Genomic DNA, 12596 nt, shown 5'->3' with positions numbered 1-12596 from the left:
CCTCGTGGGGAAGGGCGAGCTCGCCCGCCCTCTACTCCGCGCCTGGACAGGCGGGCGCGACTGGGCGCCGCTGGACGGTCACAGCGGATCGCAGGTGGGGTCGTGTGTCTCATAGAGCCGGGCGAGCAGACGGTTGAGCTGCCGTTGTTCGGCCGCGCTGAGCGGCGACAGGAACTCGGCCTCCGCCTTGGCCAGCCGATCGAGCGCCTCATCCACCACCGTCGTGCCGGCATCGGTCAGCCTGACCAGGTACTTCCTCCGATCAGCGAGGTCGCGTTCACGGTGCGCGTAGCCCAGCCGCTCCAGCTTGTCCACGACCGCCACCATGGTCGTCCGGTCCATGCCGGTGAGCCGGCCCAGTTCGCGCTGGGACAGCCCCTCACCGTGGGCGACGCTCAGGACGCGCAGGTCACGGCCGGTGAGAGACCAGCTGTCCAGCGCGTCACCGATCACTGCGCGGGCGGCGTCGCCGAGGCGCAGCATCATGTGGCTGGTCGCCGAGGTGACCAACTGCGCGGCCGAGGTCGGTTCTCCCATGAGGGCAACATACGCCATGGCGCCAATCATCAGTTACTATGATCGTCAGCACAGCTGATGAATTGGAGTGTGCCGTGAGCTCAGTGACCACTCGTGAGACCGCCCTTCGCGTCGCCCTCGTGGCGATGGGGCTGGTCACCACCCTCCCCGCCCTCGCACTGATCACCTCGTACGCGCTGGAATGGACCTACGGGGTGATCGACCCCGAACCGATGACGCTGGCGCTGCTTCAGCACCGGGGCATGCTCCAACTGCTGCTGGGCGCGGCCCTGGTCTGGGCGGCCTTCTTCCCGCCGGCGCGGCGGGCTGCCGCGATCGCCGCGGTGGCCGGCAAGTCGACCTTCCTCCTGCTGATCCTGCCGGACCCCGACCTGCGTGCCGACCTCGCGCCCCTTCAGCACGGTGGTCGATCTGACCTGCATCGTCGTGCTGTCGGCCCACATCGTCTGGAGCACCTCGGTCAGAGTCGAAGGCAGTCGACGCGCCTGACGAGACGGGCATCCACGCCCACAGGTCCTCCATGTGCTCGGAGTCGTCGCGCCGCGCGGCCCATTCAGCGCCTGCCGGACCAGCAGAACGCCGATGGGCCCTACGGTCGGTCAAGTGGCGTCCATCGAGTGATCAGCACCCCGCCGGTGAGGGCGACCAGGTGACGTCCCGCGCACGTAGGCGGAGGAGTGGACGCGGTAGCCGGTGCGCGGGTCGCGCCGGGGCACGATCGGCCCGGCCCGCCGTCCTCACCCGCAGGGCGAACCCGAGCCGGTGCGAGCGCGTACGCCGCAACGCGTTCATGTCTCGGGCTCGTTCCTCGCCGCGCGGTACGCACTCAGGCGGAGATCACCTCGTGCAGGCGCCGCGCCTCGTGGATCAGCAGGCTCGAGCCCTTGCGCGTGGCCAGCTCCGCCAGCCCAGGTATGTCGCCCCGCGCCCCCGCGCACACCGCCGTCCGCACGGCGACCTTGAGCAACTCGCCCAGCCCCGCCCTGGCCTTCTCACCCGGCCCCGGCAGCAGCAGCGGCAGCGCCTGCGCCAGGGCCGTCCACACCTCGGCGTGCGCCCCGGCCGCCGTGACCTCGTCGAGGATGCCGGTGATCCGGTTGAGCTTGACCTGCTCGTTGCGGACCATGTGGCCCACGGCGCGGCCGAGGTCGGCCGCGGGCAACTCCCCGTACGCGGCCAGCGTGATGATGGCGTCGGCGGCCAGGGCACGCTCGGCAGGGAGCTGATGCCCCATGCCGATGACGATCGTGCTTGCGGTCGCGATGCCCACAGGGCCGTCGCCGTGCGCCAGGGCGGCCACGACCTCCACCTGGCCGTCGGTGCTGTCCATGACCCACGGCAGGCACTCGAGTACGTGCGCGGCCACGACCTCCCGATGGGACGGCATGATGGGCGGCCACCACCCCATGTTCCGGGAGAAGGCGGGATAGCCGGTCTTGGGCGCCAGCGTCCAGAGCTCGGCGAGCCGCCCGGACACGCCCTCGGGCGGCGCGAGCCTGGCATGCGCCTCCCGCAGCGACTCGTGGTAGCTCTCCGGGCGGTCGAACGCCTCCAGCTCCCAGGTCACCACGGGGTCGGGCAGCCCGCCGTCACGCAGGCAGGCCGCCAGCCGCCGGCCCGCCTCCGACGGCAATCTCTCCGCCCGCACGACCAGCTCTGGATCGATCTGGCGCGGCAACCGCAGCAACGCCTGCAGGAAGTCGGACTCGAGCGGCTCGGTGTCGTTCAGCCACTCCATGCGCGCGAGGAGGGTGGCGGCGTCGACGTGCCCTGTGGGCGAGGTCGGCGTGGCCAGCAGTAGGGGGATCGTCTCGCCCCGTTCGAACAGGGACATGACCTCACGGAAACGCCGCTGGACGAAGCGCTGCGGGGCGGGCTCGGAGCTCGGCCAGCGGCTACTGTCGTCGTTCAACATCGCGGTCAGCTCGCGGCCGTCCGCGGGCGACACGATGGCCAGCGCGCAGCGCGACAGCAGGCAACCGATGTCCTCGTCGAAGCCGGCGACGCCGTACACGTAGGTTCTCGCCTCGAACGGGTGCTGCCAGTTCGTCCGCCACCAGGACTGCAACCCCGCCGCGACGGCGTCACGGTCCTGGTGGGTCAGCTCGACCAGGGCGGCGAGGATGCGCTCGAACCGCGCGGGATCCACCGGCCAGAGCGGCTTGTCCAGCTCGGCGGCCAGCTCCGCCACCGAGCCGATGGGCGGGGCCAAGGCCGGCAGTGGCGTCGCGGTCAGCGCGGGAGCCGCCACGGGCTCCGGCTGAACCTTGTCCACCGCGCCGAAGGCAGCGGCCACCCGCTCCCGCAGGTCCGCGGGCAGCCGCGTGGCCGCCGCACGGATCGCCTCCCTGTCGGGTTCGGCGGTGTGCGGGGCGAGCCTGACCGCGACCCGTACCGCACGTTCGCGCAGGCTGGGTGTGTCCACGTCGAACACGGGCGCCAACGCGGCCACCGCGATGCCGCCCTTGGACAGGGGCGCCTCGCCGATCCACTTCACCGCGGCCGCCATGTTCTTCTTCTCCGGCCGGTACGCCAGCGCCTGGACCGCCTCGGCGAACAACTCATCGTCGAGCACTCCCGCGGACTCCGCCCGATGCAGCTCATCCAGCGCGAGCTGCACGACGGGCGAGGACGCTGACGGCAGCAGCCGTACGAAGTCGACCACCGGGATCTCGGCCACCTCCGGCTTCAGCTCCCGCCACAACGCGACGAAGGGACCGGCCTCGGCCGCATCGCCTCCGGCCAGGAACCGGCTTGCGCAGCCGTCGAGCAGCGCCTGGCGCGGCACGCGGCCCGCCCCGGCCAGCGCGACCAGCTCCCCGATGATGGTGTGGCTGTCCGCCCAACCTCGGTTCCAGCCCAGCCCGTCCGCCACGCCCTCTGCCCGGAACAGGCGCGGCAGCATGTGATCGAGCAGCCGGTCATCGGCGAGCACGGGGACTCCTCCGTTCATCCGCTGCCGCTCGGCCGTCCGCAACACCCACCCGGACACGAACGCGTCGTTCTCCGGCGGCTCGGCGTCCGTCTCGATCGCCAGCGCCGCTGCCAGGTCCCAGTTCGCCAGCGCCTGCACGCGCCGCCACGTCGAACCGGTGGTCGGCCGCAGCCGCCGCACCAGGCGGACGGCCAGGTCGCGACGCCACTTCTCCGGCCGGTTCCCGAGCACGGACATGACCCGTGCGGCGTCGACTTCCGGCTCCACCCAGCGCAGCTCCCGCCGGTTGAGCCAGGTCGCCACCTGCTCCGCCCCGCTCAAGCAGGCCGCCCCGGCCAGACGGTAGAGGGGCGCCAGCTCCCGGACCCGCCGTTCGGCCTCGAACCCGGCGCGCCCGCGTTCGCTCAGGTGAGCGGGCAAGTGCCGGGCCACCGCGCGCTTGTCGTCGTCGCCGAGGCCGTCAAGGAACGACACAAGGCTCGCGACGGAGCCGGCCTCGATGCGGTCGAGCACCTCCTGCACGGGGTTCATACGGGTGCCTCGATTCGGGCCGGGCATACCCTGTTCTCGATCACGGGCCGCAGCCTATTGATCCGCACCGACAATCGGAGAGGCGCGTTTCCGGAGGAGCTGGGCCGCCGGCGTCAGCACCGCGAGGCGAGGGTGGCCACGACCCGGGACGCAGCAGGGCGAGCTGTGGGCCGGCGCGATCATCGCAATGACGACCGCCAGGCTGATTGCCAAAAGGGATCGCGGCGCGGGCAGCTGTGGGCGGCCTGCGAAGCGGTGGGGGTGGAACGCCTGTTCCCGCAACCCCTGGTCACGGCGTCGTTTGCGCCAGTCCTTCAAGCTGCTGGACGACCTTGTCGATCGGCGCAGAAGCGTCAATCTCGACAGTGGAGGTGGCCCTGAGCAGTGGCTCCACGTTGGCCAGGTCGCGCAGGACGGCAGCACGTTCCTCAGGGCGCTTGCCGAAGGGGTTGTTGGTTCGCGTCGCGATGCGGGCAAGCATGATCTCAGCGGGAGCGCTGAGCAGTACGACGTGGTCGAATTGCGGGTAGAACCGACCCTGATTGGACTTGCAACCGGCCACGAAGAGGGCGCCCTCACTGTGGTTGGCGAGCAGGTCGCTGATGGCCGACTCCCGCCACACCCAATCAGTGGATCCGTCGGGCAGGGTCACCCAGTGGCTCCACTGGTCGGTGTCGGTGTCGACGGCGCGATGACCCCGGGCCGCCAGCATCGCTGACGCCGTGGACTTGCCGGTGCCCGACATCCCTGTGACCAAGATCTTCGCCATCGGCCGAGACTACCGGACCGCCCGCCCCTGAGGCTGGCTTGACCTTGTCACCAGCGTCAACGTTTACCGTCGCAACATGAGCAGCTTCGATCGGGTCACCCTCCTCAAGCACGACCAGAGCTTCTTCGACGCCCTCGTGGCAAGCGATCTCGCCGTTCTGGAGGAACTGCTGGCGGACGACTTCGTCCTGGTCGGGGTCGAAGACGGGGCCGTCGCCGACAGGGGGATCCTGCTCGACCTGATGGCCTCCGGATCCCTCCGGTTTCCGCGGATCCACTCGTTCCCGGACGAGGCGATCGTCCGGGTCATCGGCACGGTAGGCATCGTCGTCGGGCGTACCGGCATGAACTTCACCAACCCCGACGGCACCACGTTCAGCGCCGGAAGCCGCTACACCCACGTCTACGCCGCCGACGCCCACGATACCTGGCGCCTCGTCTCCGCCCAGGGCACCGCGATCAGGGCTTGATCCCCCACTCGGGTGTGGAGGATGGGTTCGGGGGGTCTTGCCGGATAGCGGTCAGAGGGAAGCGGCCCGCGCGGGTAGCCGTTCCACTGCGCGGGACGCCACGGACGTCGCCTTCCTGCTGTGCATGACAGAGGGATCAGAACAGGCAGGCACGGCGGAAGGGCGACCTCGATGTCACCATCCACTCGGGGCATGTTGTTCTGGGCAGCCGCGATGCGGCCGATGGCACACGGTCTCTGTCCACACGCGTCGATCGTCTCCGCGGCTGTCGCCGCTGGGCGAGTTCACCCGGCAGGTCGCCGGTGGCCTCGCCGATTCCGGGTGTCCGCCGGAGTTCATTGGTGGCTCCGCGAGCGCCGATCGCGTGGACGCGGAGCTGGTCACTGCCAGTGGAGACGTCGACTGGGCCGTGCCGGTGAGGGGGCTGGAGTTCAGATTCAAGATGACCGAGGCCGCGCTGAGGCGCCGACCGAGACGGTCGAGGACGTCATTCATCCTCGGTGCCCGGCGGCTACAAGACTTTGGTGATGCTGCTGCACGAGTTGAAGGCCGCGGGATCTTCGTACCGGCAGCACAAGCAGCGCGTGTTCAGCGCCTGCTACACCAACCACCACCGCACGGGCTTGATTCAGATCATCGAGGCGCTGGAGTCCGGGTCGACCCACACCGTGCATGCGCCGATGATGCAGGCGCTGGCGCTGATCAAGGGCTAAAGGCCGGGTCGACGGGTGTTACTTCTCGGCCGTGCCGGGTTTCCCGCTGATGGACTCCTGATAGATGTCCGCGTAGGTGCGCGAGTCCTTGATCAGGTCGTCGGCGAAGGCAGCGACATCGTTGCCGATGAGTGCCAGGACTCCCCTGTTGGCCGCGACGCCCTCCTCGAAGAAATCGAGGATCCCTGAGAGCAGGGGCCCGTCAAGCAAGTCGATCGGTCCAACCTTGAAGAGGTACCTCTGAATCTCCTTGTAGACGATCTGATAGTCCGGCGGGAGCGCCTTGACCCGCGCCACGTGCGCCCGCCACTGCTTCTTGCCCTCGATGATGTCCTGGATGCCCACGTCAGCCTCCTAGCCGGCCCAATTTCCTTGCGACGTTCCTGTTCAACTGCTCGCGCCACCGGTCGCGATAGGTCCGGGCCCCTTCTCCGCCGGCCAGCGCCGCGCAGAAGCCCTCGATGTCGTCACCCAGCACGTCGTGAATGCTCTGCCCATCGGCCGCTGTCTCCTCGAGCAGCCCCAGAGCACCGTCGAGAATCGGCATCAGGTTCCGGCCTGTGAAGTCTGCGTAGGGAGAAAGATGACCCTTGATCTCTTCCCACGCCGCCCGGTAGTCGGCCGGCAATGCCGCGGCTCGGGCTTCGAACACCTTCCATTCCCTGGTGAGATCGCTGCCTGTCATGGTCTCCCAGAAGTTCATCTCCCGCCCTCCTTGAGCTTGTCGATTCGTGATGAGACGTACTCCCATTTCGCCCAGAACGTCGCGAGTTCTTTGCGCCCCGCGTCGTTGAGTGCATAGAACTTGCGCGGCGGGCCCAGCCCGGACGGTCGTTTCGTCACCTGGACGAGCCCGTTCTTCTCCAGCCGCAGCAGGATGGTGTACACCGTCCCCTCGACGACGTCGGCGAAGCCGAGTTCGTTCAGCCGACGCGTGATGGCGTACCCGTAGGTCTCCTCGCTGCCGATGATTTCAAGCACGCAGCCCTCAAGCGTGCCCTTCAGCATCTCCGTCAGGTCGTCCATCGTGGGTCCTTTTCGGTCCTCCTGGTACCTTGTAGTACCGAGTACCACTACACAGTACCACAGAGTAGTGAACGAATGCGAAGCGAGCGGCGAGCGCAGACCGGCGGAAGCGATTCGAATCATCGACCCGCGACTGGATGCTCGACATCACCACCTGGCCCGGCGACGTCGACTCCTTCGTTGACGCCACGATCTGGCTGGTCGGCCGCATGCCGGCCGACCCTGAGCACTTCTGCCGCAGTTACACCAGCGCCGAACTGGACAGGATCACGACCGCACGCCCGCGCAGCTCCTCGGGCGTGGGCGCCCGCGAGATGGGTTACCGAGTCCGCTACACACTCGCCACCGAGCTCGTGAACGAGCTCGTCGAGGCCGCCGACGGGAAGGTCCTCGCCAGGCCTGCTTGTTGGGCAGGTCCAGGTCCTCAAGGTCAGCGCGAGCACGGCGCTGGCACGGGAGGCGGATTCGTAGAGCATCCGCCACAGTGTCTTCTCCTGCAGCGGCACGTCCCGCCGCCGTTCCGTCGCGGCCGGCGGGGCGGGGGGCCGGGCCAGCGCTGTTTGTAGCAACTGTTGCAGTCGCACAACAGCCGGGCGGGCACGGCCTTGAGATGGTTCTACGAGCGATACAGACTTCTCAACCAAGACCCCTTCTGGGTTCTCATCTCCCCAGGTCCGGAGCCTAGGTCGTAGGCTGAAACGGCTTTCCAGGACGGGCGTCGCCGGCTTCATCGGTTGCATGGAGCCGGCGACGCTGGCCTCAGCTCCGCGGCGGGCGACCCATGAAGTGGGCGAACTCGGTATCGCTCATTCCTGGTACCGGGGCTGGCGACAGTGAATCCCGCACCGGGCGAATCCGGCCTTTCGGCATCCGCTGGAAAGCTGGCGCCCGCGATTCGTTCCATCAGGGTGACGCAGGCGTACTCGTGCCGGGTCGACCAAAGCGCCCTGCCCCTCCGAGGGGGCAGGGCGCCTTGGCGTGTCCGGGGTCAGCCGCGGATGAAGCCGTTCACGAGCATCGGCAGGGACGCGTCCAACCCGGCGATGTTGAGCACGCCCTCGTCGGCCGGGTCGCCGATCGTGTGTCCGGTCGCGGTCATCGACGCCACCACGAGGCGGGTGGCCAGGGAGACGGCGCGCCGGTAGGAGTCGAGCGCCTGCGAGGCGTGCGAGCGGCCGGCCCACGTCTCGTTGTCGGTGAAGACGACGACCCCGTCGAACGCCAGCTGCTCGTGCTCGGCCCACGTGAACGGCAGGCTCAGGTCGGTGCCGCCGCCCGAGGGGTGCCACGAGGCGATCTCTCGCAGGTTCGTGCGGGGGGTCACCCTCGACGCGTGCACGCTCGTGTCGACGTCGATGACGTGGACGTTGCCCTTCTCGATGCGGGCCAGCATGACGGCCATCGCGCAGCCCACCTCATAGGCGGTGCCGAGCGGCGACCCGCCCGAGGTGATCCGGGACCAGCTCATCGACCCGGAGGAGTCGACCGCGACGAGCAGCCGCTTTCCGGTCGGCTCGACCGTGCCGAACGACAGCTCGTACGTCTCCTCCAGCGCGTCAAGGATCGCCGGAACCGGCGCCCACTGCTGGACGCTGGCGCGCGGATTCGGCTGGGAACGGCCGGAGGCGTAGACGCGCATGGCCAGCCAGGCGTCCATCGGGTGGATGCGTGCCTTGAGCAGCTGGTCGCGGTCAGCCAGGCGCGCGGCCGCGCGCTTGGTCGCCGAGCCCATCGGCTTGAGCGTGCCGATGCGCGTCATCCGCGCGAGGTTCCGCAGCAGCGCGGTCACGCCGACCGTGTCCACCAGGGCGTCCCACACCTCCGGCTCGCGCAGCATCGCGTCGGGCAGGAACTCCCACGGCACGCGTGCCTCGGTGACCACCCGGACCGCCTGCGCCGTGGTGGTGACGGCCTTGGCGGTCAGGAACCGGTCGACCGACTCCAGCACGTCGCGCGCCTCGTCGTCGGAGACGTTGCCCGCGATCCAACCGAGCAACACCGCCCGCTCCGGGCTGTCCGTCTTCGGGTGGGCGATGCGCAGGACGTCGCGCAGGTCGAACGCCTCGCCCTGCGGCGTCTTGCGCTGCCGGGCCTTGACCGCGCGGAACGCGACGTCGTCCGGGGCGCCGGCGAGGAACCACGAGCCGAGCGCCGTGCGCAGGCTGCGGCCGACGCGCGGCGCGGTGCCACGGGCGGTCGGCTTCCCGCCGAGGTTTTTGTAGTAGCCGAAGAACTGCGCGAGGTGGTCCGTGGTGCGCGCCACCTTGGGCAAGGCGAGCTTCGCGGCCTGCCGGGTGTCGGCGTCGCCGCGGGCGTACGCCGCCGCGAGCGCGAACAGCGCGGGCCGCTGCTTGGGGGCGCGCGGCGGCCGCACGGTGGAGATCGCGGTGAGCAGCTCGACGACGCGCGCGCCGTCCTCGGCGATGGCCTGGAACAGTACGCCGGCGTTGTCGGCGGTCAGCTTGTCCTCGCCGACGTAGTAGGTGCCGCCCGTGGTGCCCAGGATGAGGAAGTCCTCGAGCCGGGCCCACAGGTCCTTGGTGAAGACGTAGCCGCCCGCGTTGTTGCGCACCTGGTCGGTACGGCCGGGCAGCCGCTGAGTCTGCGGGGTCGCGATGGTGGAAATGCCGGCGAGGGGGTCGCGGGACATGGGGCACCTCCTGGAGAGGGAGTCGACCCGCCCGGGCGGGCGGATGTGAGGGATAAGGAGGGCGGACGAGGGCGATGAAAGGCACGAATGTGTTGCGCCCGCCGGGCTTCCGGGAAGTCAGCCCGGATCAGGATTCGAACCTGTGGTGACCAGATAACCGGCGAGACTTCGACTCGTGCCTTCACCGCCCTCCCCGAGATCGTCAGCCCTGCCGATGGCACGGATGTGAGGCTCCTGCCGGGTGCCCAGCCGACCTGGGCCCGACGGTTCCGCCAGGAGCCGTCGCAGGACTCGAACCTGTACCTGGTTGCGGTAACCGGCGTGGATTCGACCCGTGCCCACCGGCACGGCTGACGAGTTGATGGTGAGGTCTGGTGAGGGCACGGATGTGGGATGTCCACCGGCGTTTAGGTGCTCTCCCAACTGAGCTACCGGAGCCGCAGCCCCGGGCAGGACTCGAACCTGCGACCACCCCGTTAATAGCGGATAACCGACGAACTTCGACCCGTACCTTCACCACACCCCACCGGGCTGTTCGCGGAGCCGGGGGCAGGAGCGGATGTGTGAAGCGACACCGGAGTGATCTTATTTGGAGTAAGAGATAACCGACGTCATTCGACCCGCGCCCACTCCGAGCCCGACGAACAGTCGAACGGAGCGATCTACGTGAAACGTTACATGTGGTCATGTCGCGGATGCATCCGAGTTTCGAGTGGAGGCGGACCGCTCACGTCCGACGAGGAGAAGAACCTCTCCTTGGCCGACGACTCGGGTGGCATGGGTGCGGGTGCTGGGATGGTGGCGGGGGATCCGGCCGGACGCCGATCACTTCGACGAGGTCGGCAAGATCGACTTAGCGTTCAACCTGGGCGGTGTCGAAGCAGTCCGCGACCCAGAACCTGTTCTTGCCGACCAAATGGTCGATGCGGGACTGACGGCGGCCGTCAAGAACGACGGCCACGATCTCGAGCGTGGTAGCCCTGCAGCTCGCCGGTGAGGAGCTCCAGGCCGTCGTCGGCGGCACGGAGCTGCTCGGCGAGCTCGGCCAGGTCCGAACCGCGGCCGAGGCGCTTGTGCACGTGGACCAGAGGTCCCCGCAGTACTCGGGAAGGGTCGGGCGGATTGACGAGCACCGAACTCGGTAGCAGAGGATGCCTGGTGGTCTCGCGGCGTGACCCCACTTGACCTTGACACGGTGGCAAGGCCTTCACTGTCGCCGAGGAGGTGGTCCCGATGGCCATGCCGAAACAGGACGTGGTGGCGGTGCCCGCGGCCCGCTTGGACGAGCGGTTCTTCTCGCTGGGCACCCCGTTTCCCGGGCGAGCTCATGCAGAAGTTCGTGCTGAAGCTTGCGGTCGTCGGCGACATCCCCTCATGTCTGGCGGCCGGTTCTGCTCCACGCGCTCGTCGGCGAGTCGAACAGGTCCGACCATGTGTGGTTTGGTTCCAGATCTCGATGCGCTCGACGCGCGGCTGGCGGTACAGGTGTCATGACCATGATCTACAAGTCCGAGGCCGGTGGACGCGAGCTCCTCGACCGCTACCGGCAGGTGCTGGACGCCTGGCCGGTTCCCGCCGAGCACGTGCGGGTGCCGACTCGCGAGGGCGAGACCTTCGTCCTCGTCTCCGGCCCGCAGGACGCGCCGCCCCTGGTGCTGCTGCACGGCTCGGGGGCGAACGCGTCGATGTGGCGAGGAGATATCGCCACCTGGTCTCAGCCCTTCCGCACATACGCCGTGGACCTCGTCGGCGAGCCGGGCCTGAGCGCGCCCTCGCGTCCCGCCCTCGGCTCCGACGCCGTATCACTCTGGCTGGACGACGTACTGGAAGGGCTCGGGATCACCAACGCCGCGTTCGTCGCCACGTCCCTCGGCGGCTGGACGGCCCTGGACTACGCCATCCGCCGTCCAGAACGAGTGACGCGCCTGGCCCTGATGTGCCCCGGCGGCGTGGGACGGCAGAAGGTCGGCTGGATCTTCAAGGCCCTGCTGACCCGCCCGTTCCGACGCGGCGGACTACGCGAGTCGGCGATGTCCGTTGCAGGACTGGACGCGGAGAAGGACCGGCAGGCGCTCGACGCCGTCGTCCTGACGTTCACGCACTTCAACCCGCGCAGGGAGAAGCTCCCAGTGTTCTCCGACGACGCGTTGCGCGGCCTCACCATGCCCGTACTCGTCATCGTCGGTGACCGTGACGTCATGTTCGACTCCCACCAGACCGCGCGGCGCGTCCGTGAGTGCATCTCGCACTCGACGGTGAACCTGCTCTCCGGGGTCGGTCACGCCGTCTTCGGCCAGGCCGAGCCAATCGCCGAGTTCCTCCGGGCCTGAGGTAGTCGTCGTCGGTCAAGGCGATGGCGATCACCCTGCGGCCGGCATCTGGATGTCGGGGAAGGCCTGTCCTGTTGCCAGCCGTTCGATGAGGGTTCGTACGGCCTCTTTCCCGCCGCTCGTTCCCGCCCAACGACTCACCTGACAGGCGGCTTTGGCGTACAACCGGGCATCCGCTGACGCCGCTCGCAGCCAGTCGTCCAGTGTGGCCGGCAGGGGCTGGCGGGAGTCGAGCAGGCAGCGGTCGCCGGTCGGGGCGAGATATCGGGGGTCGTCGCTCACCAGGACGGCCAGGCCCTCGTCGAACCACTGCGGGACGTCGGCCCCCTTGAGACGGGCGTGAAGTTCCACGTGGGACAGTTCGTGCGAGGCGATCACGGGATCGACGCCGCGCGGGGACAGCATCACCGACCGGTCGAGCACGGCGATGCCGCGTTCGCGACCGCCGCCGATCCTGCGGTAGCAGTCGTCGGACAGGCACACGAGGATGTCCGGAGCGCTTTTCCTTCCTCCGAAGAAGTCACCTACCCGCTTGTTCGCCTGCTCGATGACCTCAGTCACGTGCCGGCGTCGGTCCGATGGCAGGCCGGGTTCGGTGTACACGCCGGGCTGGAGGCGCACCAGGCCGTAACAGCC

The 12596-nt window shown here is 68.9% G+C and carries 15 protein-coding genes; 7 read left to right on the top strand and 8 right to left on the bottom strand.

The window, feature by feature from the left end; genetic code table 11:
- Window positions 1-78: 78 nt before the first annotated feature.
- Window positions 79-537, bottom strand: a complete 459-nt coding sequence (locus ACFSKW_RS44830) for a MarR family winged helix-turn-helix transcriptional regulator (protein ID WP_379580710.1) — start codon at window positions 535-537, stop codon at window positions 79-81.
- A gap of 74 nt (window positions 538-611) precedes the next feature.
- On the opposite strand from ACFSKW_RS44830, the gene ACFSKW_RS44825 reads away from it, so the two are divergent.
- Window positions 612-1190: a hypothetical protein gene (locus ACFSKW_RS44825; RefSeq protein ID WP_379580709.1), complete on the top strand. Its 579-nt coding sequence runs from the start codon at window positions 612-614 to the stop codon at window positions 1188-1190.
- A gap of 173 nt (window positions 1191-1363) precedes the next feature.
- Here ACFSKW_RS44825 and ACFSKW_RS44820 read toward each other — a convergent pair whose 3' ends face one another.
- Both ACFSKW_RS44820 and ACFSKW_RS44815 read right to left on the bottom strand, forming a co-directional pair.
- The gene (locus ACFSKW_RS44820) at window positions 1364-4003 is read right to left on the bottom strand and encodes a hypothetical protein (RefSeq protein WP_379580708.1); all 2640 of its coding nucleotides are present in this window, start codon (window positions 4001-4003) and stop codon (window positions 1364-1366) included.
- A 289-nt stretch (window positions 4004-4292) separates the two neighbouring features.
- A complete protein-coding gene (locus ACFSKW_RS44815) occupies window positions 4293-4772 on the bottom strand; it encodes an AAA family ATPase (protein ID WP_379580707.1) in 480 nt (159 codons plus the stop codon).
- A gap of 76 nt (window positions 4773-4848) precedes the next feature.
- Between ACFSKW_RS44815 and ACFSKW_RS44810 the strand changes: the two genes are divergently transcribed.
- Both ACFSKW_RS44810 and ACFSKW_RS44805 read left to right on the top strand, forming a co-directional pair.
- Window positions 4849-5241, top strand: a complete 393-nt coding sequence (locus tag ACFSKW_RS44810; protein ID WP_379580706.1) for a nuclear transport factor 2 family protein — start codon at window positions 4849-4851, stop codon at window positions 5239-5241.
- Window positions 5242-5768: 527 nt separating this feature from the next.
- Window positions 5769-5954 (top strand): hypothetical protein, encoded by a 186-nt coding sequence (locus ACFSKW_RS44805; protein WP_379580705.1) that lies wholly within the window; start codon window positions 5769-5771, stop codon window positions 5952-5954.
- A gap of 18 nt (window positions 5955-5972) precedes the next feature.
- Here ACFSKW_RS44805 and ACFSKW_RS44800 read toward each other — a convergent pair whose 3' ends face one another.
- From ACFSKW_RS44800 to ACFSKW_RS44790, 3 genes are read right to left on the bottom strand one after another with little or no spacing between them, the layout of a single operon-like run.
- Window positions 5973-6299, bottom strand: a complete 327-nt coding sequence (locus tag ACFSKW_RS44800) for a DUF1048 domain-containing protein (RefSeq protein ID WP_379580704.1) — start codon at window positions 6297-6299, stop codon at window positions 5973-5975.
- Window position 6300: 1 nt separating this feature from the next.
- Window positions 6301-6657, bottom strand: a complete 357-nt coding sequence (locus ACFSKW_RS44795) for a DUF1048 domain-containing protein (protein ID WP_379580703.1) — start codon at window positions 6655-6657, stop codon at window positions 6301-6303.
- A complete protein-coding gene (locus ACFSKW_RS44790) occupies window positions 6654-6980 on the bottom strand; it encodes a PadR family transcriptional regulator (protein ID WP_379580702.1) in 327 nt (108 codons plus the stop codon). The genes ACFSKW_RS44795 and ACFSKW_RS44790 overlap by 4 nt, the downstream gene beginning before the upstream one ends.
- Before the next feature lie 137 nt (window positions 6981-7117).
- Here ACFSKW_RS44790 and ACFSKW_RS44785 point away from each other — a divergent pair, with 137 nt between their 5' ends.
- Window positions 7118-7546, top strand: a complete 429-nt coding sequence (locus tag ACFSKW_RS44785; RefSeq protein ID WP_379580701.1) for a hypothetical protein — start codon at window positions 7118-7120, stop codon at window positions 7544-7546.
- 422 nt (window positions 7547-7968) lie between these two features.
- Here the strand turns inward: ACFSKW_RS44785 and ACFSKW_RS44780 are convergent, their stop codons facing one another.
- Window positions 7969-9630, bottom strand: coding sequence for a TROVE domain-containing protein (locus ACFSKW_RS44780; protein ID WP_379580700.1), 1662 nt, complete (start codon window positions 9628-9630; stop codon window positions 7969-7971).
- A gap of 781 nt (window positions 9631-10411) precedes the next feature.
- On the opposite strand from ACFSKW_RS44780, the gene ACFSKW_RS44775 reads away from it, so the two are divergent.
- The 3 genes from ACFSKW_RS44775 to ACFSKW_RS44765 all read left to right on the top strand — a co-directional run bounded on the left by ACFSKW_RS44775 (window position 10412) and on the right by ACFSKW_RS44765 (window position 11960).
- Window positions 10412-10627, top strand: coding sequence for a hypothetical protein (locus ACFSKW_RS44775; protein WP_379580699.1), 216 nt, complete (start codon window positions 10412-10414; stop codon window positions 10625-10627).
- The gene (locus ACFSKW_RS44770) at window positions 10602-10775 is read left to right on the top strand and encodes a hypothetical protein (protein ID WP_379580698.1); all 174 of its coding nucleotides are present in this window, start codon (window positions 10602-10604) and stop codon (window positions 10773-10775) included. Before ACFSKW_RS44775 ends, ACFSKW_RS44770 begins: the two co-directional genes overlap by 26 nt.
- Before the next feature lie 345 nt (window positions 10776-11120).
- Window positions 11121-11960, top strand: coding sequence for an alpha/beta fold hydrolase (locus tag ACFSKW_RS44765; protein WP_379580697.1), 840 nt, complete (start codon window positions 11121-11123; stop codon window positions 11958-11960).
- A gap of 30 nt (window positions 11961-11990) precedes the next feature.
- Here ACFSKW_RS44765 and ACFSKW_RS44760 read toward each other — a convergent pair whose 3' ends face one another.
- Complete coding sequence (locus ACFSKW_RS44760) at window positions 11991-12521, bottom strand: hypothetical protein (RefSeq protein WP_379580696.1); 531 nt, start codon at window positions 12519-12521, stop codon at window positions 11991-11993.
- Window positions 12522-12596: the final 75 nt, after the last annotated feature.

It is taken from the genome of Nonomuraea mangrovi (assembly GCF_042681425.1).
Classification (GTDB): Bacteria; Actinomycetota; Actinomycetes; order Streptosporangiales; family Streptosporangiaceae; genus Nonomuraea; species Nonomuraea mangrovi.
The sequence above is the reverse complement of the archived record's forward strand: the minus strand, read 5'-3'. Positions and strand labels throughout refer to the sequence as shown.